The sequence below is a fragment of the Fulvimonas yonginensis genome, from assembly GCF_037137055.1.
Lineage (GTDB): Bacteria > Pseudomonadota > Gammaproteobacteria > Xanthomonadales > Rhodanobacteraceae > Frateuria_A > Frateuria_A yonginensis.
The window spans coordinates 1-23,749 of the sequence record NZ_JBBBNY010000015.1 but is presented as its reverse complement, the minus strand read 5'-3'; the positions used below and the strand labels follow the sequence as shown (position 1 = coordinate 23,749).

Below are 23,749 nucleotides of genomic sequence, written 5' to 3'. Positions count from 1 at the left end.
CGTGAACGTCGGGACGCCGGTCGGCGTCGCCGCCGTGGCATCTTCCCCGCGCGTACGCGCGGTCGCATCGGGGTATCGGCCAGGAACCCGCCCTTTGGTACGGGCGCGTGGCTGCCCGGAAAGGTGCTGCCGGCCGTGCTGCAATCACTCGCCGGTGTGCGCAGGCTCGCTCCATGACTTGGCCACGGCCCAGGCCACGCCGGTGAACGGTACCGCCAACAACGCGCCGACGATGCCGCCCAGGATCGCGCCGCTGGTCAGCGCCAGCAGTACCGCCAGTGGATGCAGATGCAGCGAACGCCCGAGCACCACCGGCGAGAGCAGGTGGCCTTCGAGCTGGTTGACCACGGTCACCACCACCGCTACCCAGATAGCCGCACTCAGGCCCACGGTGACCAGCGCCACCAGCGCGGCAATGACACCGGTGAGCGTCGCCCCGACGATGGGCACGAACGCGGCCAGGAACACCAGGATCGACAGCGGCACCGCCAGCGGCACGTCCAGGATCCAGACGGCGCCGCCGATGAACACCGTATCGACCAGTGCCACCAGTGCGGTTCCCTGCAGGTAGCCCCCGAGCACGTCGATGGCGCGCTCGCCTGCACGCGCCACCCTGGCGTGCCACGGAGCACGCAGCGGCTTGATCAGGAACTGCCAGATCGCCGGCCCCTCCTTGAGGAAGTAGAACAGCACGAACAGCGTCAACACGAAGCCGGTCATCAGTTCGACCGTGGTGAACACGCCCGCCACCGCGTGCTTGCCGAACGCGCTGCTGGTCACGAAGTCGACGATGGCCTGCCGGGTGCGATCGATCTGCTCGTCGGTCAGCGACAGCGGCCCCCGGCGCAGGTAGTGCAGCGCCTGGCCGAAACCATCGATGGCGGACGACTGCAGCGACGCCCATTGCGCCCCCACCCTGGCCACGGCCAGGGTGAGCACGCCGCCGAGGCCCAGGCCGCCCACCAGCAGGGTCAGCAACGCTGCCAGCGCATCAGGCAGGTGCAGGCGGCGCAGTACCCTCACCAGTGGAAACAGGGCCGCGCAAAGGATCAGCGCCAGCGTCAGCGGGATCAGCAGGAACTTCAGCCGGACCGCTGCGGCCACCATGCCCATCAACGCCAGTACGACCAGAACGAGCTGCGCCGAGCGGATCGCCAGCCGACCCAAGGCATCGCCCCAGAGCCGGCCCCACGCACGAGGCGCGGCGCTGGTGGAAGATCGGGGTGGCTGTTGCCGGGCGTCGCCCATGTGTCGGTCTCCTGCGGTGGCCGGCCGTGCACCGGTTGTGCTCACCGGTCGGACGCGTGCCCGGCAGCCGGGAGTGCCACCGTACAAGGGATGCAGGGATCGTCATGTGAGGGCGCGCCACCCGGCGGATGTGATGGGCTCGCCGGTGGGCTAAACTCGCCGGTTTCTCCTGGAGCTTCGCCCATGTGGTTCGCCATCGTCGGTACCGACGTCCCCGGCTCGCTGGACAAGCGCCTGGCCGCGCGCGCTGCGCACCTGGAACGCCTCAGCCGGCTGCAGGCCGAAGGCCGCCTGCTGCTGGCCGGTCCGTTCCCGGCGATCGAGTCGGAAGACCCGGGCCCGGCCGGTTTCACCGGCAGCCTGATCATCGCCGAGTTCCTTTCGCAGGCCGAGGCGCAGCGCTGGGCCGATGCCGATCCCTACGTGGCGGCGGGGGTCTACGCCAGCGTCGAGGTCAAGCCGTTCCGCAAGACCCTGCCGTGAGCGAGGCGATGGTCGTCGAGATCCGCCGGCGCCTGGCCGAGGCGCTGGCGCCGGTCGAGCTGGAAGTGGTCGACGAGGGCCACAAGCACGTGGGCCACGCCAACGAGGGCAAGGGCCACTACCACGTGCGTGTCGTCAGCCCGGCCTTTGCCGGCGTGCTTCCGCTGCAGCGCCATCGCATGGTCCATGCGGCGCTGGACGGGCTGATGGAGCAGGGCATCCATGCGCTCTCCATCGACGCGAAGGCGCCTTGATCTTACGTTTCAAAAGCTTGCGTCAACTTCCTCAGGTTTCTTGTACTGGAGCGGACGCATTGCGACCACGCCCCGCGTTTGGCACAGTGGCCCGTCACCCGGCCTGGCCCGGGGCTGCCGGAATTCAGTAGAACCCCATGCGCCTGACCACGATCAAACTCGCCGGATTCAAGTCCTTCGTCGACCCGACCACGCTGCACCTGCCGACCAACATGACCGGCGTGGTGGGTCCGAACGGCTGCGGCAAGTCCAACATCATCGACGCGATCCGCTGGGTGATGGGCGAGAGCGCGGCCAGCCGCCTGCGCGGCGACTCGCTCACCGACGTGATCTTCTCCGGCTCCAACGCGCGCAAGCCGGTGGGCCAGGCGACCGTCGAGCTGATCTTCGACAACGCCGATGGCACCATCCAGGGCGAGTACGGCCAGTACGCCGAGATCTCGGTCAAGCGCCAGGTGACGCGCGACGGGCAGTCCTCGTACTTCCTCAACGGCGCGCGCTGCCGCCGCCGCGACATCACCGACCTGTTCCTCGGTACCGGCCTGGGGCCGCGCAGCTACTCGATCATCGAGCAGGGCATGATCAGCCAGATCATCGAGGCCCATCCCGAGGAGCTGCGCACGCACCTGGAGGAGGCCGCCGGCATCTCCAAGTACAAGGAGCGTCGCAAGGAAACCGAGAGCCGCATCAAGTCCACCCGCGAGAACCTCGACCGCGTGAAGGACGTGCGCGACGAGGTCGACAAGCAGCTCGAGCACCTGAACCGCCAGGCCCGCGCCGCCGAGCGCTGGAAGGCGCTGAAGGAGGAGCAGACCCGCAAGGAGGCCGAGCTGCGCGCGCTGGAATACCGCGCGCTCAAGAGCCAGCATGACGGCGAGGGGCAGGGCCTGTCCGCCGCCGAGATCGAGATCGAGAAGCAGCTCGCCGTGCAGCGCCAGATCGAGGCGCAGCTCGAGTCGGTGCGCGAGCGCCACGTCGGCGCCAGCGAGCACCTCAACGCGGTGCAGGCCGAGGTCTACAAGGTCGGCGCCGAGATCGCCCGCGTCGAGCAGCAGGTGCGCTTCAACAAGGAGACCGCCGAGCGCCTGCAGCGCGCCCAGGCCGACGCCGAGCGCGAGCACGCCGAGCTTTCCGCGCACATCGCCAGCGACCGCGAGCAGGTCGAGGCGCTGCGCCAGGCGCTGGCCGAGGGCGAACCCAAGCTCGAGGCCCTGCAGCAGATGCAGGACGAGACCGCCGAGGCCGTGCGCAGCACCGAGGCCAAGCTGGCCGACTGGCAGCAGCGCTGGGACGCCTACACCCGCACCGCCGGCGAATCCAGCCGCGCCGCGGAAGTGGAGCGCACCAAGCTCAATTACCTCGATCGCCAGGCGATCGACCTGTCCAGGCGCCGCGAGGCGCTGGAGGCCGAGCAGAAGGCTACCGACGTCGCCGCGCTCGATGCCGCCGCGGAGCAGTTGCAGCTCGAGCACGAGACCCAGCGCGAGCGCGTCGAGTCGCTCGGCAGCCTGCTCGACCAGCACAAGCTCGCCCACGAGAAGGTGCTCGACGAGGAACGCCAGCTGCAGTCCGTGCTCAACGAGACGCGCCAGCACTTGCAGAGCGCGCGTGGCCGCCTGTCCTCGCTGGAGGCGCTGCAGCACGCCGCGCTGGGCCAGGAGGAAAGTGCCGCCAGCGGCTGGCTGACCGGCCTGGGCCTGGACAAGGCGCGCCGCCTGGGCGAGGCGCTGCAGGTCGACGCCGGCTGGGAGCCGGCGGTGGAGACCGTGCTGGCCGGCCTGCTCGACGGCGTGCTGGTGGACGACCCGACGGGCCTCGCCGGCGACTTCGCCACGCTGGGCGAGGCCGACCTGGCGCTGCTCGCGTCGGCCGAGGGCGGGCAGGGCGCCGAGGGCACGCTGGCCGCCAAGGTGTGCGGTCCGGCCGCGGCCATGGAGCTGCTGGCCCAGGTACGTATCGCCGAGACGCTGGAGGAGGCGCGCCACCGGGTCGGCTCGCTGGCCGAGGGCCAGTCGATCATCACCCGCAGCGGGGAATGGCTGGCGCCGCGGTGGGCCCGCGTGCGCCGCGCCCAGGGCAATCAGGTCGGCGTGCTGGCGCGCGAACGCGAGATCCGTCTGCTCGGCGAGCAGATCGCCACGCTGGAGGCGCGGCTGGAGGAATCGACCGCCCGCCTGGACGAACTGCGCACCGCCAAGTTCGAGGCCGAGCGCGCCCGCGACGACGCCCAGCGCGAGCTGTACAACGCGCACCGCCGCCAGTCGGAACTGGCCGGCCAGCTGCAGAGCCACCGTGGCAAGGTGGAGACCGCCCGCGCCCGTGCCGAGAAGGTGGCCGGCGAGCTGTCGGCGCTGATCGAGCAGCTCGACGAACTGCAGGTGCAGACCCGCGAGGCCCGCGCGCGCCTGGACGAATCGGTCAACCACATGGGCGACCTGGAAGACCAGCGCCGCGAGCTGGAGAACGAGCGCCGCGCGCTGCTGGAAGCGCGCGAGGAAGCCCGCATGAACGCCCGCGAGGCCGCCGACCAGGCGCACGCGCTGGCGCTGTCGATGGAATCGAAGCGCTCGTCGCTGGGCTCCCTGGAGCAGGCGCTGGCGCGCCTGGACGCGCAGCTGCGCCAGGTCGAGGCCCGTCGCACGGAGATCGCCGAGCAACTCGCCGCCGGCTCCGACCCCATCGCCGAACTGGAAGCCGAACGCCAGACCTACCTCGACCAGCGCCTGCTGGTCGACCGGCAACTGGTCGAGGCGCGCCGCGTGCTGGAGGACTGCGACATCGAGTTCCGCAAGCTGGAACAGCAGCGCCATCTGGCCGAGCAGACCCTCGCCCAGCTGCGCGAGAACGTGTCGGAGAAGCGCCTCGCCGCGCAGGCGCTGCAGATGCGTGCCGACCAGCTGGCCGAGGCGATCGCCGCCTCCGGCCTGGAACTGGAGGCGCTGCTCGCCGAGCTGCCCGAGGACGCCGATGCCGGCCAATGGCGCACGCAGCTGTCCGACCTGGCGCAGAAGATCGTGCGGCTGGAGCCGGTCAACCTCGCCGCGATCCAGGAGCACGCCGAGCAGAGCGAGCGCAAGACCTACCTCGACAACCAGCTGGCCGACCTGGCCAGCGCCATGGAGACGCTGGAGAACGCGATCAAGAAGATCGACCGCGAAACCCGCCAGCGCTTCAAGGAAACCTTCGACAAGGTCAACGCCGGCGTGCAGGAGCTGTTCCCGCGCCTGTTCGGCGGCGGCCACGCCTACCTGGAGCTGACCGGCGACGACCTGCTCAACACCGGCGTGTCGATCATGGCCCGCCCGCCCGGCAAGCGGCCGTCCAACATCTCGCTGCTCTCCGGCGGCGAGAAGGCGCTCACCGCGGTGGCGCTGGTGTTCTCGATCTTCAGCCTCAACCCCGCGCCGTTCTGCCTGCTCGACGAGGTGGACGCGCCGCTGGACGAGGCCAACGTCGGCCGCTTCTCCAACATGGTCAAGGAGATGAGCGAGAAGGTGCAGTTCATCTTCGTCAGCCACAACAAGGCCACGATGGAGGCGGCCAGCCAGCTCTGCGGCGTGACCATGCGCGAGCCCGGCGTGTCGCGTCTGGTGCAGGTGGACCTGGCTGAAGCGGCTAAACTGGCCGGAGCCGCATGAGGATCCGCAGATGACCGTGCTCGCCCTTGCCTGGAACCCCGCCGTCGGCGTGCCGCTGGCGATCGCCGGCGTGATCGTGCTGGCGCTGATCTGGCTGTTCGGTCAGCCGAAGAAGGAACAGGGCAAGCGCCGCGTCCTGCCCGGCCAGGGCGGTGGCGAGCGCCGCGAGCCGACCCTGGGCGAGGACGGCACCGGCGACCTGCGGGTCGACGAGGGGCCGCGCGCGCGCGGCTTCGACGAGCTGCCGCAGCAGGGCGAGCTCGACATCGGGCTGCGCGAGGAGCTGGAAAAGCTCAACGCGACCCTGGCCGGGGAGCGCACCGCCGCCCCCGCCGCGAAGCCGCGCCCGAGCGGGCACGCGGCCTCGATCGTCGAAGCCCTCCGCGCGCCTTCGGGCGACGCGGCCGCCGCCTCGCCGTCGGCCGCCGCGCCCGCGCCGGTGGCCGCACCGCCGCCGGCCGCCCCCAAGCCGCCGCCGCGTTCGGACCTCGGCCGCCGTCCCGCGCAACTGCCGGTCGAGCGCATCGTCACGCTGTTCGTGGTCGCCCGCGAGGGTGCGCTGTTCAACGGCGCGGACCTCATCGTGGCGGCCGAGAAGGCCGGTCTCGAGTACGGCGACATGGGCATCTACCACCGCCTGCTCGACGGCAAGCGCGACCAGGGACCGATCTTCAGCGTGGCCAACATGGTCAAGCCCGGCAACTTCGACCTGACGCGTCTGGATGCCCTGCGCACGCCGGGCCTCAGCTTCTTCATGACCCTGCCGGGCCCGCTGCCCGCGCTGGACGCCTGGGACGCCATGCTGCCCACCGCGCAGCGGCTGGCCGAGCTGCTCGACGGCCAGGTGCTGGACGAGGAGCGCAACGCGCTCGGCCGCCAGCGCATCGCCCACATCCGCGACGAGCTGCGCGGCTGGGACCGCGACCACGAAGGGCAGGAAATCATCTTCGGCCGCTGAGGCGCCCGCATGTACACGCCGTCCGCCTTCCGCGAAACACGCCTGCCCGTGCTGCACGCGGCGATCGAGGAGATCGCCTTGGCCAGCCTGGTCAGCACCGAGGCCGGCGGCATGCAGGTGAGCCACATCCCGATGCTGCTGGCGCGCGACGAAGGCCCGTACGGCACGCTGTACGGCCACATCGCCCGCGCCAATGCGCACGGCGCCCTCCGCGGCGCGGCCTCGCTGGCGATCTTCCTCGGCACACACGGCTACATCTCGGCCGGCTGGTATCCGGGCAAGCGCACTCACGGCAAGGAAGTGCCCACCTGGAACTACATCGCCGTGCACGCGCACGGCACGCTGGAAACCTTCGACGACCCGGCCGCGCTGCGCCAACTGCTCGGCAAGCTCACCGACCGCCACGAGCGCGGCCGCACCGAGCCCTGGCGCATCGACGACGCCCCGGCCGAGTACATCGACCGCATGCTCGGCGCCATCACCGGCCTGCGCCTGTCGATCGAACGCCTGGAAGGCAAGTGGAAGCTCAGCCAGAACCGCACCGCCGCCGACCGGCAGGGCGTGCTGGCCGGCCTGGCCGAGACGGACGACGAAGCCAGCCGCCGCATGGCCGAGGCGATCCGCAACGCCAGCCCGTAGGCCTCGCCGTCGCGGGCGGGTCAGGGCAGGGCGCCGTCAATCCGCTTCCAGCGACGCCTGCAGCGCCGTCGCCAACGCCGCATTGCCGCTGATCAGATCCTCCCAGCGCAACTCCACTCCACGCCGGTGCCCCTTCTCGGTGAGCTTGAGGCCCTGCGGGTCCAGCACCAGCGTGTAGGCGACCTCGCCGATCCGGAGCTCGCGCTTGAGCGGTTTGTCCAAGGGGGTCATGGGTGTCCTCCCGGTGCGACGGCGCCATCTTGGAGCAGTGCCGTGTCGCGCCCGCGTGTAGGCTCGCTTGACGCAAGGGGAGCGGCCGTGGAAAGGTCTGGCGCTGGCCCGAGGGGACGGATCCGCCCGTGAGTACAAACCGCATTCGTCCCGGAACCTCCGCCATCGAGATCCTGAGAGCCCTGGCCACCGGCAAGACCGGCACCGCCGGCACCAGACCGCCCGCCGCGACCGATTCAGGCGGACCTGCGACCACCACGCACGACCCTGCCGTTTTGCGCCAACGGCTCAAGGACGTCGTGCAAGGGGTGGACCTGGACAGCAAAGAGGGGCTACGGACCGCACAACGCCCGGTGCTGCGGGAGATCCTCCTGTGGGAATTCGGGGCAACCTTTCGAGAGCATGCCGAATTCACGGCCATGCTCGATTCGATCGAGCGCACGCTCGATGCCGATCCCGAGGCGCCGCGGAAGTTGGTCGCCTTGCTGCGTGACCTGCAGAAGTAATACCGCCCCCTAAACTTTTGTCCGTTCCCAAGGATTGGCGCTGGACACGTCTCGGCAATGGGGCCGGGCCGATCCGCAGCGAGCAGGGGACGACGCCATGGTGGCGATTATTTCGGGTAACGGCCTGGGCCTGTTGGGCACCTCGGCTTCGACCTTGGGCATGGGATCGGCTGGCCAGGCAGGGCTCGGGCAAAGCGGAGCCTCGCAATACGTCAATGTCGCCACGGGCAACCTGATCGTTGCCGACCAGGACGAGCGGCTGGTGGCGCAAGGCCTGCTGGCCGGGTTCGTGCGGACCTACAACAGCCAGGGCACGACCGGCGACCTCGGGAACGGGGCCTGGTTGCTGGGGCTCGACCGACGCCTGGGCTCGCTGAACGGCCCGATCGACAGCACCGGCAGCACGCTGCTCCGGGAGGGCGGTGACGGCGAGCGCGAGGTGTTCACGTACGACGCCGGCCGGGGGCTTTACGTGGGCACCACCGGTGCCGGCGCGCAGGACACGCTTCAGTGGGACGCCGGTGCGCAGACCTGGACCTATACCGCCGGCGGTAGTCGCAACGAAGAGATCTACGACGCGGCCGGCATGCTCCGCATCCTGCGGGATACGACCACCGGAGCCGCCTACACGCTGGGCTACGATCCGGGATCGCAGGCGCTGGTCAGCGTGACGGCCGCCGACGGCGAGGTGCTGCTGATCGGGTACGACGCGGATGGTCGCGTGCAGAGCCTGTCCACCCGGGAGATCCCGCCTGGCGGCGGCGCACCGGTCACGGTGGGCCGGGTCAGCTACGGCTACGACACGCTGGGCCGCCTGGCCACCGTGACGAGCGACCTGACGCCGCAGGACGGCGCCGACGCCAAGAGTTTCGTCACCAGCTACGCCTACGATGGCGACAGCCTGCGTCTGGCCGGGTTGCGCCAGAGCGATGGGGTGGTCGTCGCCTATACCTACGCGCAGGATGCCGAAGGCACCTGGCGCGTCGCCTCGGTGACCCTGGGCGAGGGCACGGCGACCCAGCGACAGGAGTTCAGCTACGACCTGGACGCGCACACCACGACCGTGACGGACGCGGGCGGCCGGGCGTGGACTTACGCCTACGATGCGCAGGGGCGCCTGCTCAGCCTCACGTCGCCCGCGGTGGACGGACAGCGGCAGGTGACGAGCTACGCCTACACCACCGACGGCCATCTGGCTAGCGTGACCGATGCACTCGGCCGCACCACCGTCTACAGCTACGACGCGCACGGCAACCGGGTGCTCCAGCGTGATGCCGCCGGCGAGACCGTGGCATACACCTACGACGCCCAGGACCAACTGCTCACGCGGACGCTCTATCGGACCGCCGACCCGCTGGGAACGGACGCCGGAAGCGCCGCCGCCCCCGCGGATCCCGCTACCAGTCGGTACATCTACGACGCCCAGGGCCGGCTGCGCTATGCGATCGATGCCGATGGCGGGCTGCGGGCGCGCGAGTACGACACGCAGGGTCGGCTGGTGCGTGAACGGCAGTACCTGGCTGCGGCGTACCCCCTGGACACGCTGGGTACGGGCGAGACGCCGACGCTCGCGCAGTTGGATGGCTGGTCCAATGCACAGGACCTGACCCTGAGCACCCTGACGGCCTACGCCTACGACACGGCGGGGCGGCTCGCGCAAACGCGGATCTACGATCGAGTGGACGCGCAGGGCCAGGGCGTGGACGACGCCGGCGAGTCCGTGACCCGGTACGTGTACGACGCCCAGGGTCTGCTGCGCCAGCAGATCTCCGTGCGCGGCGTAGACCGTACCGTGCAGGAGTCGGTCAGCTACGGGTACGACGGGCTGGGGCGGCTGGTATCCCGCACGGATGCCGTCGACGGCAGCACGACCACCTACAGCTACGACGACGCACACGGCACGCTGAGCGTGACCCAGGCCAATGGGCATGTGCGTACCGAGGTACGCAACAGCGCGGGCGAGCTGGTGAGCGTCACCGAATCGGCGACCGGCACGTCGGTCCGCACCACCCGGTACGCGTACGACGCGGAAGGCCAGCTGCGTGCGGTTGAGGATCCCGATGGGGCTTACAGCTATACCTTCTACGACGCGGCGGGGCGCGTGGCGGGGACCGTGGATGCCACCGGCGCAGTCGTCGCCTACACGCGTGATGCGGATGGTCGGGTGGTGGCAACCAAGGCGTTTGCGACGCGCATCAGCACGGCGGGCTGGATGGCGGGCGGTGTGGATGGCCTGGCCACGGCACTGACGGACGTTCTGCCCGCCGCGAACGCAGACGACCGCGTCGGCTACCAGCTCTACGACGTGGCCGGGCGATTGGCTGCAACGGTCGATGGGGAGGGCTACGTCACCGCTTACGGCTACGACGGCGCGGGACAACAGGTCTCCCGCACGGCCTATGCCACTGCGCTGGATGCGGCCCATCGGAGCGCCCTGGCGACTACCCCGGATCTGGCCACGCTGCAGGCCGGTCTGCTGCCGGGTGCCCAGGACCGCACGAGCTACACGTTCTACGATCCGGCCGGGCGGGCCGTGGCCACGCTGGATGCCGCAGGCTACGTCACCACCGTGGCCTACGACGTCGCCGGCCACGCCGTGCGCACGCTCGTTTACGGCACCGCGCTGACGCCCGATCGGCGCGCCCAGCTCGGGCCCTTGCCAGCGCTGCCGGATGTACTTGCCGCCGTCGTGCCGGGCGATGCCGATGCGCTCAGCCGCTCGTGGTACGACGCCGCCGGGCGCGTGGTGGCTCATCTGGATGCCGATGGCTATCTCAGCGTCACGACCTACGACGACCAACTGCACACGGTCTGCGCCACCCGATATGCGTCGCCGCTTATGCCGGAGCAGCGCTCGGGGCTGACCGGGCAGGAAACGGCTGCAACGCTTGTCGGCTTGCTGGCCAGCCCCCTCGGCCAGACCCAGACCAAGGCCTACGATGCCGACGGGCGGCTGTGCCGAAGCACGGCCGTGGACGGCACGGTAACCGTGTACAGCTACGACACCGCCACCGGTCAGCTTGTCGGCACGGTCACCACGCCGCCGGAGCCGGGGGCCCAGGCGCGCAGCAGTTCCGCCCAGGTCGACGGCTTCGGCGAGGTGGTGCAGAGTACCGACGGCGCCGGCATCACCCAAAGCTACGAATACAACGCGCTTGGCCAGCGTGTGCGCAGCACCGACGCGCAGGGCAACCACGTCTGGTATTTCTACGATGCGGCCGGCCGCTTGGCCTACACCGTGCGCGGCATCGCCAGTGGCGGCACGTCCAATGCCCTGGGCGAAGTCACCCGACTTCAGTACGACGCCTTCGGTGAATTGCAGCACAGCACGACGTTGGCGGCACGGCTCGACCTGGTCGCCCTCGGTTTGCAGGAGGACACGTCCCTGGCGGCGCTCGATGCGGCGGTGGCGGCCATCGCGGATTCGCAGCACGACGCCCAGGAAACGAGGATCTACGACCATCGCGGCAACGTCATCCGCACCGCCGATGGCGACGGCTATGCCACCGCGGTCGCCTACGATGCGTTCGGCGAGGTGACCAGCCGCCAGCGACAGCTGTCCGCCCCGGGCCAGGCGCTGAGCCCCGGCAACAGCACCATCGCGCAGTACAGCTACGACGCCCGCGGCCAGGTCGTCCGGACGGTGGAAGACGTGGGAGGCGTGGCCCGCACGACGACCGCCCGCTACGACGCTTTCGGACGGCTTCTCAGCGCGACCGACGCGCAAGGCCACACGGTCACCTACGGTTACCAGCACGATGCACAGGGGCGTCGGGTCACCCTGGTCCAGCAAACGGTGCAGGGCAGTGTGCGGACGACCCAGACCGTCTACGACGCATTCGATCGCGTGGTGCAGCAGGTCGATGCGATGGGGCAGGTCACCCAGTACGCCTACCCGGATGCCCGTACCGTCAAGGTGACCACACCGGACGGGATCACGCTGACCACCGTCCGCGATGCTTATGGGGACACCGTGGTGGTCACCGACGGCGCCGGCAACGTCACCCGTTACACCTACGACGGCGATGGCCGGTTGCTGACGACGACCGATGCGCTCGGCAACGTCAGTACCAACCATTACGACCTGCTGGGCGAGCTGGACATCCAGACCGATGCCAGCGGGCGGAGGGTCGCCTACACCTACGACGCGGCGGGCCGGGTGCTGACGCGTACGATCGACCCCGCCGGCCTGGCGCAGACGACGACCTACGCGTACGACGGTCGTGGCCAGCAGGTGAAGATGATCGACGCCACGGGCGCCACCCGCACCTACAGCTACGACGCCGATGGGCAGATCGTAACGATGGTGCAGGACGTCGACCTCGGTACCAGCCACAGCCGGACGGCCACCACCACCTGGACCTGGGACGGCGCGGGGCATCGATTGTCGGTGACCGAGGGCGCAGGTACCGCCGAGGCGCGCACGACCGCCTACGTCTACGACGCCCTGGGGCGACGCACGCAGACGGTCGTCGACCCGCAGGGGCTCAAGCTCACCACCAGCTACACCTACGACGGGAACGACAACCTGGTCGCGGTGACCGACCCCAAGGGCTTCGTCACACGCTACGTCTATGACGAGGCGAACGAACGGGTCTACACGATCGATGCCGCAGGTGGCATCGTGCAGGCCTTCTACGAGGCCGACGGGCGCGTGACGGCAACGCGCACCTACGCGACCCCCATCAGCCTCACTGGACTGGCGACCGCGCCGAGCCTCTCCGACGTGGCGGCCCGGGTGGTGCAGGCCAGCACCGACCAGCGCCGCTACACGGTGTACGACGCGGCCGGCCGCGTGCACTATACGATCGATCCGCTCGGCTACGTGACCGAAACCCGCTACGACAGCGCCGGGCGGCTGGCCGAGACGATCGCCTATCCCCACCCGGTCAGCAACCAGAGCATCACCAATGCCGATCTGTGGGGCGCGCTGGTCGCCGGCACGGCCGACGAGGATTTTGCGCCGCTGGTCAGCGCAGCGGGCAACAGCGAGAACACGGCCGAAGCCAGCCTGAACCTGTACGACGCCGACGGGCAACTACGCTTCGTGATACGCCAGGACCTGGTCGGCGGTCAGCGCGTCGGCGTGATCACCGAGCGCCGGTACGACGCGGCCGGCCGAGTGGCCGCGGAGATCGCGTACGGCACCACGCTCACCCTGGGCAGCGGTACGCTCGCCAGCCAGCTGACCGCCGAAAGCGTGAGCCAGTCGCTGGCGGGTGCGCCCGCCCATACCACCCGCTTCGTCTACGACGCTGCCGGGCGCCAGCGCTACACGATCGACGCCGCAGGCTACGTCACCGAACAGCGATACGACGCGGAGGGGCGGGTTACCCAGTCGCTGACCTATCTCAACGCCATTGCGTTGCCAGCCACCCTCGACGAGGCGCACGTTGCCACTGCGGTTGCCGCCACCAACACCGCGGCGAGCACGCGCTCGACCACCACGCGCTACGACCACGCGGGCCGCGTCTGGCAGGTGACCGATGCGATCGGCACGCAAACCTATAGCTACGACGCCACCGGGCTCAAGCGAACCTACACCAACCGCGACGGAAAGACCTGGACGTATGCCTACGATGGCGCCGGCCGACTGACCGACGAGACCAGTCCGGCGGTGACGGTGGCGGGCTTCACCACCGCCAACACGATCACCACCGCCTCGGCCGGGTTGGTGACGCACTACGACTACGACGCCAACGGCAACGTCGCCGCGCGCACCGAGGCCTATGGCACCGCCGGCGCCCGCACCATCGGCTACGGCTACGACAGCCGCAACCATCAGACCAGCATCACCTATCCGGATACAGGATACGTGGATACCAGCGGGGTGTTCCACGCCACCAGCCCGACCGGCGCGACGAGTGCGGTGGTCACCTACGACGCGCTCGGGCACGCCGTGGTCGACAAGGACGTGCGGGGCAACTACCAGTACAAGGTCTACGACGCTCGTGGGGCGGTCGCCTACGAGGTCGACGCCGATGGCTACGTGACCTCCTACGGTTACGACGCCTACGGCAACCAGACCACGGTCAAGCGTTACGCCAATGCCCTGAACACCAGCAAGATCACCGGTTGGTCCAAGGGCCAGCCGATGTCGGCGACACAGTTGCTGCAAGGCCTCACCGCCTCGTCCGGCGATCGAACGATCACCACGACCTACGACCTGCGCAACCAGAAGGTTCAGGTGCAGCAGTCGTCGGTGAACTACGTGCTCGCGATGGGGGCCAATGCCGGAATGGCGGCTACCGCCAGCCCCACCACGACCTACACCTACGACGCCTACGGCAACCTGGTCTGTACCGCGGTGCTGCTGCAGGGGGCGTATGGCACGTCGGGTCAGGCGGGCTACACCGACGCGGTGTGGGCCAAGACGTACACCTATTACAACGCGCTGAACCAGAAGGTGATGAGCGTGGACCCGCTGGGCTACGTCACCACCTGGGCCTACAACGGCGCCGGCGAGGCCGTCACGTACGTCGAATACGCCAACGCGGTCGCCACCGGCTCGCTGTCCACCACCGCCCAGCCCGGCCTGCCCGCCCCCGGTGGCGGGGCCACCGGCTACGACCGCAAGACCACCTACGGCTACGATGCGGCCGGCCGCAGGACGAGCGAAACCTTCCACGGTGCCTTCGGCTACGTCAACGGCGCGGCGGCCCTCGCCCAGGCCGATAGCGTCACCACCTACGCCTACGACGGCGAAGATCGCATCACGGATGTCACCGTAAACGGCGCCACTACCCACACCGCCTACGATGCCTTGGGCCGTGTCACGAGCGTCACGGAACCCGCGCGCAACGTGCTCGTGTCCAATTGGGAAGCGCTGTTGGCGGGCAACGCGGCGCTCGATCTATCGAGCGCATCGCTCTATCAGCAAATATCGCCGGTCACCACCTTTACCTACGACGCGCTCGGCAATGCGCTTCGGGTGCAACGCTCGGCCACCAACGCCGCGACGCGCACCACCTACAGCCACTACGATGCCCTGGGCCGTGAGGTGATCGCGGTCGATGCCAACGGCACGTCGTACTACAGCACCTACGACGCCGCGGGCAACAAGACCAAGACCTGGTATGTCCAGACCGGCAACGGCGCCAGCACCACGGTCACCACCGTGTGCCAGTACGACAACGCCGGCCAACGGCTCAGCACCGTCACAACGCGAGCAGGTGTCGCTACACCCGACGCGGCCGAGTACGTCAAGTACAACGCCTTCGGCGAGATCGTCGCCAAGGGCGACGGCGTCGTGGACGCCTACAGCAGCGACGGCTACGAAGCCGTGTTCGTGTACGACAACGCGGGGCGCCTCATCAGCGCCCCGGACGCGAAGACCGGGGCCATCCACAGCTACGGTTACGACCTCGCCGGCCACATGGTGCTGGATGAATACGCCGCCACCGGTGGTGCAGGGAACACCTGGACCCATCTCTGGCTCGACCTGGCCGGTCGGGCGACGATGACACGCGGGCCGTCCGCGCTAGCCTCGAGCGGCATCGACGGCACCACGCAGACGTCCGTGACCTATGACCGCTGGGGCAATGCCCTCACGGTCACCGACGTCCGCGGCTACGCCACCGCCTACCTTTACGACAGCCACAACAACCTCTACCGGGTGACCGAACCGACCGTGCTCGTGGTCGGGACCAACGGCGCGAAGACCTGGCAGTCTCCGATCCGGTACCAGTACTACGACGTCAACGGTCGCCTCATCCAGACCAAGGACGAAAACGGGCATACCACGGTCAACACCTACGACGCGGCCGGCGAACTGGTGCAAAGCCAGGATGCCACCCTGGCGACCAGCTACATCGCTTACAACGGTCTGGGGCTGGTACTCGCCCGCCAGACGCCACCGGCCAGCTCCACCGCCGGCTCGGTGGCCCACATCACCTGGAACCACTACAACCTCAATGACCAGGTGATCGCGCAGGGCGACTTCCTGCTCAACAGCGACGGCACCACGCGTACCCAGAAGACCCAGGCGAGCTACGGCCTCAACAACGCGGGCGACCGCGTCGCGGTGACCGATGCCCTTGGCAACATTTCGCGCTACGACTTCGACAGCCAGCACCGGATCCTCAAGAGCCAGACGCCGTTGCAGTATGCAAACGGCCAGGCGGAGGTCTTCCGACACGACGTCAACGGCCACCAGGTCAGTCATACCGACGCCAACAACTACACCCAGACCTGGAGCTACGACTACTTCGGCCGTGTGCGCTCGCACACCGACCTGAACGGCGCCACCACCAGCTATGCCTACGATGGCGGAAGCGGCCTGCTGGTCACCCAGACCAGTACCTGGACGCCCACGGGGCAGATCAACCCGAGCTACCTACCAGGCGGGCAGACGAGCGGCACCAGCACGATCACCTATTCGTACTACGCCGACGGCCAGCTCAAGCAGTCAACCGAGCGCATCAACGACGTGGTCGTCGGTTGGACCGCCAACACCTACGATTCGGCGGGCGAAACCGTCGACGCGGAAACCTGGAGCGTCGACGGCGCCAACAGCCAGATCCACACGCAGACGCTTACCGAGTACGACAGCCACGGCCGGATCGCCGTGGTCACGCAACAGAACGCCGGCGGCACCGGCATCATGCGGATGGCGTACGTCTACGACGCGGCCGGCAACCGCCGTGCGGTCTACGTACAGAACGGCTCGGACAGCGCCTATACCGGCATTGACGTATCGGGCACCAAGGTCACCTCCACGGGCATCGCAGACCTTACGGCACAGCCGAGCCAGGCCTTCAGCCTCGATGCGGCCCCTCATTTCGACGACAAGCTCGGCTTCGGCCTGACCTGGTCGGCCGCCCTGGCCGATGGGTCGGCATGGCCCAGCTGGCTGCAGCGCTCGGGCGCGGTATTCACCGGCACGCCAACGACCGCCGGAAGCTGGACGGTCGTCCTTACCGCTACCGATGTGGAAGGGAACACCGCCAAGGTCACCTTCACGATCACCGTGCCGGTCGTGGCGCCGGAGTTTTCCGGCAGCCTCACGGCGCCCACGGGCCACATCGGCACCGCACTCTCCTTCGCGGCGCCGGTGGCAACCGATGCCAACGGTGCCAGCCTGACCTACAGCGCAGAGTGGTACAACGGCAACAGCTGGGTGGCTTTGCCGAGCTGGCTGAGCTTCAACACCAGCACCCGAACCTTTTCGGGCACGCCTCCCGTGGGGAGCATCGGCAACTATCAGCTGCGCGTGGTGGCCCATGCCTCCAACGGTGCGACGGCCTCGCTCGCCACCACGCTCACGGTCGCCTCGACTCCGCCGGTCTACCACGGCGGTCTGACCGCGCAGGTGGCGGATGCGACCCGGGCCTTCGCCTACACCGTTCCCTCCACGGCCTTCACCGAGTCCGACCAGACGACGCTGACCTACAGCGCGGCGGGCCTGCCCGGCTGGCTGACGTTCAACGCGAGCACACGCACTTTCTCCGGGACCCCGCCGACGAGCGAGATCGGGTACAGCTACACCATCACGGTCACGGCAACCAATCCGCAGGGACAGAAGGCGAGCGGCGCCTTCACGCTCGGGGTCGAGGCCTATGTGCAGCCGGCACCGGTCTACAACGGGGGGTACACCAATCACACGGGGGTGATCGGCGGCAGTGCGATTTCCATCCCGGTGCCCAGCGGTGCATTCGTCGAGCCGGATGGCGGGGCCCTGAGCTACTCGGCGCAGGTGCTCATTCCCGAGCACACCGTGCTGAAGCTCAACGCCAAGTACGACACCGAGTACACCGTCACCGTGGCGGCCGAATGGGTCGACATCAGCCAGGTCGGCTTGTCCATGAACGCCACCAGGGGCACCATCAGCGGGGTTCCCAAGGCCCTGGTGTACAACGCGTCGTACGACGGATCGACTTACCAGGATGCGAGCTATGCCCTGCGAGTCACCGCGACCAACGGGCAGGGCGGTGCCGCGGCGGCCCAGTTCACGCTGAGCAACACCTATGCGCCTCCTGCCGTCGCGCAGGGCATTGCCGATCCCGCGGTCCAGAGCCCGGGGGCTGGAACCATCACGGTCGTCTCCTCCGGAACCTTTACCGATCCTTACGGGCGCGGTCTCACCTATACGGCGAGCGGCTTGCCTTCCGGCGTGACCTTCACCGGCACGTCGCTGACCATCGGCAAGGTGGCATCGGGCAGCTACACCATTACCGTGACCGCCAAGGATGCCCTTGGCCGCACGGTGTCGGACAGCTTCGTGTTGACCATCCGCAATGTCGCCCCCGTGTGGAGCGGCAGCATGACCAACCGTTCGTTCGCCCAGGGCCAAGCCATCTCGGCTTTCCAGTTGCCGGTCGCCACCGATGCCAATGGCGATGCGATCAGCTACAGCGCCACCGGCCTGCCTCCGGGTATCACCTTCACCGCTTCGACGCGGACCTTCAGCGGAACGCCGACCACGGCGGGGACGTATACCGTCACCTACAAGGCGACCGACAGCCGTGGCGCCTATGTATCCGGGACGTTCCAGATCAGTGTGACGGTCGCAGCGCCGCCGGTGTACAACGGCGGCCTGGTTTCTTCCTTCACTTTTGCCTCCGGCAACAACAGCTACACGGTTCCCAGTACGGCCTTCTCCAGCCCGGAAGGCTACGCGCTGACCTACTCCTCAAATGCAAGCAGCAGTGGCGGCTGGCTGAATTTCTCGCCTAGCACGCGTACCTTTTCCGCCAACCTCGACGACCTGGATTACGGCCCTTTCACCGTTGTCGTCACGGCCACGGATACGCTTGGTCATTCGGTATCGGCGACTTTCACCGCTTACGCGCGGCATATCAGTAACCCCAAGCTGCTGGACCCCTACGCAGCGAAGTCACCCAGCTCGGGCATGCAGATGCAGATGGTCCCGATCGACGGGGGCGGCGGCACCGGTGGCAGCACTGGCGGCAGCACCGGTGGCAGCACCGGTGGCAGCACCGCCAGCAGCCCGGACATCGAGACCTACTGGTTCACCTACGACGCCGACAACCGCGTGCAGATCACCAACGGTGCGCTGGTCAACGGCAAGATCGTGCTCAAGGAGGACTCCAGTTCCAGCCAGACCCTGTACGACGCCGCGGGCAATGCCGTCAGCCATACGCTGATCGACAGCAACGGCCACACACAGACGCAGACGTCCTATTACGACGAGCGCAACGAGCTGGTGCGCGCCGACTACGCGGTGGACGTGACCGCTGGTGGTTCCTACCGTGGCATCGAGGAGCAGCGCGTCTACGACGGCGAGGGCAAGCTGCTGGCGACCGAGAAGTTCTATGCGCTCGGCACGACCACCCGCATCAACGGCGGCCTGATCAAGCTCGACCCGTACTCCGAGGACTCCTGGACCGACGGTACCGATATCGGTGGCATGCTGGCCTCGGCGACGATCGACCACTACGACGCCGACGGGCGCCTGCTGCAGGAGCAGAACTTCGCCCATCCGGGTACCTGGCAAGGCGATGGCGCCACCGCGACGCCGCCCACCACCATGCCCGCCGTGGACGCCACCAGCTGGGCCGGCATGGGCCTGCAGAACCAGGTGACCTACCGCAAGAGCGACGGCAGCAGCGGCTACGACGCGGTCGGCAACATCACCGACTACAGCTACAAGACGGTCTCCAGCGGTCGGGTCGACACCTACCACGTCAACTACTTCCGCGAGGATGGCTACCTGGAGCGCTCGACCACCGGCTCCAGCAGCGACAGCAACTACCGCCCCGCCACGGACACCAGCTACTACAACGTGTTCGGCCAACGCCTGGCGATCGAGCAGCACGTGCAGCTGTCCAGCGGCACGCTGGACGACGAGGTACGCACCTTCGCCTTCGACGCCAACGGCGAGATCCTGCGCCGCCGCGACGGCACGCTGAGCAGCGGCACGTTCGTCGCCAAGAACGGCGCCGGCACGATCCACTACGCCTACGTCAACGGCCAGCAGGTGGGCAGCGTCGACGAAGGCGGCGGTATCGACGTGCTCAACGGCCTCACCGCCTTCAGCAACACCGAAACCGGCACCAGCGGCTACGTGGTGCAGGCCGCCGACACCCTGCGCAGCATCGCCCAGGCCGAATACGGCGACGCCAGCCTGTGGTACGTGATCGCCCAGGCCAACGGGCTCGACTCGGACGACGACCTGGTGGCTGGGCAGACGCTGAACGTGCCGCAGGTGAGGACCAACAGCAACGATTCGACGACGTTCAAGCCGTACAACCCGGCGGAGATCAGCGGGAGTACGACGCCTCCGATGGTGTATGCGCCGCCGCCGCCGAGTCCGCATCATTGCAGCACCTTGGCGATGATCGTTGTCATCGCGGTGGTGGTGGTTGCAACCATCATGACCGCCGGTGCCGCTGCAACCGCCATGGGTGCATCAGGCGGATTGTTTGCCACAGGTGGCGCCGTTCTCAGCGGTACCGCTGTCGCGGGCGTATCGGTCGCCGAGGGCATGGCCGCAGCGGCCATTGGCGGCTTTGCAGGCAGCGTAGCGGGCCAACTCGTGGGCGATGCCCTGGGTGTCCATCAGGGATTCTCCTTTGGCGAGGCCTTGGGCGCCGGACTGGGTGCAGGACTTACGGCGGGCCTTGGTGGCCTAGCAACGGGTGGTCAAAGCCTATCGGCGCTAGGAAAGGCCAAGACCTTCGCGGCGGATGCCCGCATCGCGGGTTTTGGTGCAGCGAGCGCCGTGGGAAGCTATGCAGGTGCGAGGCTGGCCGGCCAGGACGCTCACTTCAGTTGGACGAACGTTGCCGCCGCCGCGGTCAGCACGGAAGCAACTTCGCTAATGAATTTGCCGGGTACGCTCGATCAGGAGCTTGGTCTTTCCGACAACACCTTTGGCCAGAACTTGGTGGGTGGACTGGTAGGCGGCTCTATCAACAGCGAAACAACACGTTTGCTGGGTGGGCATGGGGCAAACAGTGGGCAGATTGCACGGGATGCATTCGGCAACGCTCTTGGAAACTCATTGGCTCAAGAGCTCTCGGATCACATCGGAGACGTGGACCCTGGGTTCCGTGCCCAAGATGAGCTACCGCCCATTGATGCACAGCTGGTCAGGCCAACGGTGGACTTGTCCATGTCTCCTCCGACTGTGGGCGACATCCCACTCGGTGGATCGCCTGTGATAAAGGCGGAAGCTTCGGCCGACGACTCGGCCCCTCTGGAATGGCGAGCACCGGGTTACGACGGCAAGACGACGGCCAATCCCTCGCAGGCTGTAACTCTTGCGGGAGTTGATGCCACCACGGGAACGCCGGTGACGGAATATTTCTACACGCCGCAGGAAGAGGCGATGTGGCAGACTGGGCTGGATCACGAGATTGAATCACGCCAAGCGTTGGTGGATTACCGGCGGGTACAAGCGGATCGTGATGCGTCAAGGGCACAAACCCGATCCTTCCAAGCCTCTTTTCACAAGTGGCAGGATCAGGATGCGCTGCGATTCCTGGGTTACGCTGGAGCGCCCGCTGTTCTAGGAGGTACATCCGCCGTCGGTGCGCTCGTTCTGCCGATCGCATCCGCCTACTTTGGTAGCGACCTCATTGCCGGGGCGATGGTGTGGGGAGGCGTCGGTGGCGTGAACAGCCTCGCTGACCAAGGCGCTGAAATGCTTGCCTATAGAGAAACCGATGGCCTGGTTGGTCAGCGCGATTTCTCCCCTGTAAGCCTGGGGTTCGGCGTCGCAGGCGGAGCGTTATTGGGCGTGGCGGGTGAACTTGCGGCACCCTATATCGCCAAGGGCGCGCAGTGGGTCATGGATGGGATTGCTGGGCTTGGCAGAGATAGCGTTCCGGTGTCACGATTCACGGCGGAGCAGCTTGAGACCATAGCGGCGGAGGTTCCAAACGCAGCAGGCAGCTCTATTCGTGAGAAAGTTCTTTCTAATATCGCCGAAAATAAAGCCGCACTGAAGGATTCAGGCTTTCTTGTTTTTGGGCGCCGTGCTACAGCGCGTACTTTTTTGTCGAATGAAGGTTTTAGTTCGGCGAAAGTAAACGCTATCCTAGACGGCGGCGGCATAGACTTCACGCAACCCGTCACAGTTAGGACCTTTGAAGCCGGTACACAGGTACAGCAGCTGGTGAAGGCGGGAAGAATTGGTGACTGGTTTGGTCCGATAGGCCAATCGGCGGACGCGAGTGGGGTGGCTGCGGGGCTGCGCGAGCCTTGGGTTTTTGAAGCCAGCCGAACCGTCAGTGTCCTCGAGTCGCGTGCGGCTCCTGTTGTCGATACTTGGACCCTCGGCAAAAACTACCCTGTGATTACCTCTGGCGGTGGAATACAATGGATTCCAACAAACAAGAATCTATTTATTCCCATTCAAGGGCCTTACTGATGAGTCGGATAGACGTTCTTTTGAAAGCTAAGGCTGCGACTGAAAAGCTTCAGGAAAGATATCCCAGCGATTCATCGATAGGATCAATCCTCAAGCAGCTGTCGTTCTTGATTGAGCTGGAGCGCGGGGAGCGCTCGGATGCCTCCCGTCTGAACGAGATTATTATTGGAGTCTTGGCTCTCAAGGAGATTGATCCATTGGCCCCTGATGTTGCCGAGCTGCTTTATTCCGTCGCGGAAGAGGTCGAGGTTATGAAGCGGGCCATGCTCAAATAGTTCCAAACAGCGCAGCGCTTGAAGCGAATGCGATCACGGCCACTTCCGGCAGCGGGTTGCGAACCTCAGCGGTCATTTCACCAGAGCGGGCTCAGTCCTTCCTCGTTGAAAACGGCATGCCTGAAGAGCTTGCAGCCGACTTCACGGCGTCTTTTGATGGGCCGATTACGGCGCGCTTGGTCCGACCGGGGGAAGACTTCCTTCGCTATACGGACGTTGCGGACAGCAAGGGAAGCTTCCTAACAAAGACCCAATTCGCGAATCCGGCAGACGCTGTCGAAGGGCTTTATCTTGGGCCTTATGGAAACGGGGCCACCCTTATGCAGCCAGTTACCTCCACCGGTCGAAGTATCGTTCTAGAAGGCGGTGTTGCGAACGGTGCGCCTGGCGTGCAGCAGACGGTGATCGTCAATCGTGGTGCATTTCAAATTGGCTCGGGCACGGGGTACTGAGGGATGTCAGAACAAGCGGTAGAGCGTGACATTGAGACGATGCTGGCTAGGCTGTCTGCTCCGTTGAGTGCAGAAGAGGCAGCGGATGGGTGGACTGCCCAAAGCAAGGCAGCGACCAAATTGCTCTTCGAGAACCTGCAGCAGAAGCTGCAAAGGTGTGAGCAGTTGCCTCCGCTCAGTATTTCCAGGTCCTTGGATCACTGGGGAGTTGTAAGTGGGGATTTGTTGAGTATGGCTGCTCGGATATCCAACGAACTGCGTTCCCGTCAAGCAAGGCAATAACGCACTGTCAGGTTTCTCACACAGAAGCCCCAAGCAGAACGCCCGCCCCGAGCGGGCGTTCTTCTTTATCGCGTCAGTCATCCACCGGCTCAGCCAGCACCGCCTTGATCGCCGCCTCATCGCGCCGCGACAGCGCATGCGTCCTTGCCTGCGCTTCGTCGTAGGCCTGGCGTAGCCGCTCGATCTCTTCCTCGCTGGCGTTGCCCTTCTTGGCCTTCCAGTAGTCGCGGAAGATCTTCCCGGCGGCTCGGTCGAGGCGTTCCCACGCCCGTTCGAAGTCCACGCCGTGGTTGATGTCGAGGGCGTTGCGCATGGTCGTTCTCCGTGGTGTTCGGTGGATGTTGCCCAGGGGTAATCCCCCCGCTTTCAGCGGACGCCAAAAGTGGAGCTATGCGGCAAGCGCCAATTTCTGCATCGGCGTGATGCCACCGAGTGCCATATTCGGGCG

The 23,749-nt window shown here is 67.1% G+C and carries 12 protein-coding genes; 9 read left to right on the top strand and 3 right to left on the bottom strand.

Going from position 1 to position 23,749, the window contains the following annotated elements; all coding sequences use genetic code 11:
• Positions 1 to 144: 144 nt before the first annotated feature.
• Complete coding sequence (locus WAT24_RS15075) at positions 145 to 1,248, bottom strand: AI-2E family transporter (protein WP_336808729.1); 1,104 nt, start codon at positions 1,246 to 1,248, stop codon at positions 145 to 147.
• Positions 1,249 to 1,431: 183 nt separating this feature from the next.
• On the opposite strand from WAT24_RS15075, the gene WAT24_RS15070 reads away from it, so the two are divergent.
• The 5 genes from WAT24_RS15070 to WAT24_RS15050 all read left to right on the top strand — a co-directional run bounded on the left by WAT24_RS15070 (position 1,432) and on the right by WAT24_RS15050 (position 7,220).
• Positions 1,432 to 1,731 (top strand): YciI family protein, encoded by a 300-nt coding sequence (locus WAT24_RS15070; protein WP_336808728.1) that lies wholly within the window; start codon positions 1,432 to 1,434, stop codon positions 1,729 to 1,731.
• An 8-nt stretch (positions 1,732 to 1,739) separates the two neighbouring features.
• A complete protein-coding gene (locus tag WAT24_RS15065; RefSeq protein ID WP_336808765.1) occupies positions 1,740 to 1,985 on the top strand; it encodes a BolA family protein in 246 nt (81 codons plus the stop codon).
• A gap of 137 nt (positions 1,986 to 2,122) precedes the next feature.
• Positions 2,123 to 5,623: a chromosome segregation protein SMC gene (gene smc / locus WAT24_RS15060; RefSeq protein ID WP_336808727.1), complete on the top strand. Its 3,501-nt coding sequence runs from the start codon at positions 2,123 to 2,125 to the stop codon at positions 5,621 to 5,623.
• Positions 5,624 to 5,633: 10 nt separating this feature from the next.
• Positions 5,634 to 6,581: a cell division protein ZipA gene (gene zipA / locus WAT24_RS15055; protein ID WP_336808726.1), complete on the top strand. Its 948-nt coding sequence runs from the start codon at positions 5,634 to 5,636 to the stop codon at positions 6,579 to 6,581.
• A 9-nt stretch (positions 6,582 to 6,590) separates the two neighbouring features.
• Positions 6,591 to 7,220, top strand: a complete 630-nt coding sequence (locus WAT24_RS15050) for an FMN-binding negative transcriptional regulator (RefSeq protein WP_336808725.1) — start codon at positions 6,591 to 6,593, stop codon at positions 7,218 to 7,220.
• A 36-nt stretch (positions 7,221 to 7,256) separates the two neighbouring features.
• Here WAT24_RS15050 and WAT24_RS15045 read toward each other — a convergent pair whose 3' ends face one another.
• Positions 7,257 to 7,451 carry a hypothetical protein gene (locus tag WAT24_RS15045; protein ID WP_336808724.1) on the bottom strand — a complete coding sequence of 65 codons (195 nt, stop codon included), beginning with the start codon at positions 7,449 to 7,451 and terminating at the stop codon, positions 7,257 to 7,259.
• A 128-nt stretch (positions 7,452 to 7,579) separates the two neighbouring features.
• On the opposite strand from WAT24_RS15045, the gene WAT24_RS15040 reads away from it, so the two are divergent.
• The 4 genes from WAT24_RS15040 (at position 7,580) to WAT24_RS15025 (ending at position 23,019) form a co-directional block, all read left to right on the top strand.
• Positions 7,580 to 7,957: a hypothetical protein gene (locus WAT24_RS15040; RefSeq protein WP_336808723.1), complete on the top strand. Its 378-nt coding sequence runs from the start codon at positions 7,580 to 7,582 to the stop codon at positions 7,955 to 7,957.
• 97 nt (positions 7,958 to 8,054) lie between these two features.
• Positions 8,055 to 22,292: a putative Ig domain-containing protein gene (locus WAT24_RS15035; RefSeq protein WP_336808722.1), complete on the top strand. Its 14,238-nt coding sequence runs from the start codon at positions 8,055 to 8,057 to the stop codon at positions 22,290 to 22,292.
• Positions 22,292 to 22,567, top strand: coding sequence for an immunity protein Tsi6 family protein (locus tag WAT24_RS15030; RefSeq protein ID WP_336808721.1), 276 nt, complete (start codon positions 22,292 to 22,294; stop codon positions 22,565 to 22,567). The genes WAT24_RS15035 and WAT24_RS15030 overlap by 1 nt, the downstream gene beginning before the upstream one ends.
• A 116-nt stretch (positions 22,568 to 22,683) precedes the next feature.
• On the top strand, positions 22,684 to 23,019 hold the full coding sequence (locus WAT24_RS15025) for a hypothetical protein (RefSeq protein WP_336808720.1): 336 nt from the start codon (positions 22,684 to 22,686) through the stop codon (positions 23,017 to 23,019).
• Positions 23,020 to 23,374: 355 nt separating this feature from the next.
• Here WAT24_RS15025 and WAT24_RS15020 read toward each other — a convergent pair whose 3' ends face one another.
• Positions 23,375 to 23,614 carry a hypothetical protein gene (locus tag WAT24_RS15020; protein WP_336808719.1) on the bottom strand — a complete coding sequence of 80 codons (240 nt, stop codon included), beginning with the start codon at positions 23,612 to 23,614 and terminating at the stop codon, positions 23,375 to 23,377.
• Positions 23,615 to 23,749: the final 135 nt, after the last annotated feature.

Coding starts and splice junctions, on each gene's coding strand:
- zipA (WP_336808726.1), top strand. CDS start 5,634: ATGACCGTGCTCGCCCTTGCCTGGAACCCCGCCGTCGGCGTGCCGCTG.
- WAT24_RS15020 (WP_336808719.1), bottom strand. CDS start 23,614: ATGCGCAACGCCCTCGACATCAACCACGGCGTGGACTTCGAACGGGCG.
- WAT24_RS15065 (WP_336808765.1), top strand. CDS start 1,740: ATGGTCGTCGAGATCCGCCGGCGCCTGGCCGAGGCGCTGGCGCCGGTC.
- WAT24_RS15035 (WP_336808722.1), top strand. CDS start 8,055: ATGGTGGCGATTATTTCGGGTAACGGCCTGGGCCTGTTGGGCACCTCG.
- WAT24_RS15050 (WP_336808725.1), top strand. CDS start 6,591: ATGTACACGCCGTCCGCCTTCCGCGAAACACGCCTGCCCGTGCTGCAC.
- WAT24_RS15025 (WP_336808720.1), top strand. CDS start 22,684: ATGCCTGAAGAGCTTGCAGCCGACTTCACGGCGTCTTTTGATGGGCCG.
- WAT24_RS15075 (WP_336808729.1), bottom strand. CDS start 1,248: ATGGGCGACGCCCGGCAACAGCCACCCCGATCTTCCACCAGCGCCGCG.
- WAT24_RS15070 (WP_336808728.1), top strand. CDS start 1,432: ATGTGGTTCGCCATCGTCGGTACCGACGTCCCCGGCTCGCTGGACAAG.
- WAT24_RS15030 (WP_336808721.1), top strand. CDS start 22,292: ATGAGTCGGATAGACGTTCTTTTGAAAGCTAAGGCTGCGACTGAAAAG.
- WAT24_RS15045 (WP_336808724.1), bottom strand. CDS start 7,451: ATGACCCCCTTGGACAAACCGCTCAAGCGCGAGCTCCGGATCGGCGAG.
- smc (WP_336808727.1), top strand. CDS start 2,123: ATGCGCCTGACCACGATCAAACTCGCCGGATTCAAGTCCTTCGTCGAC.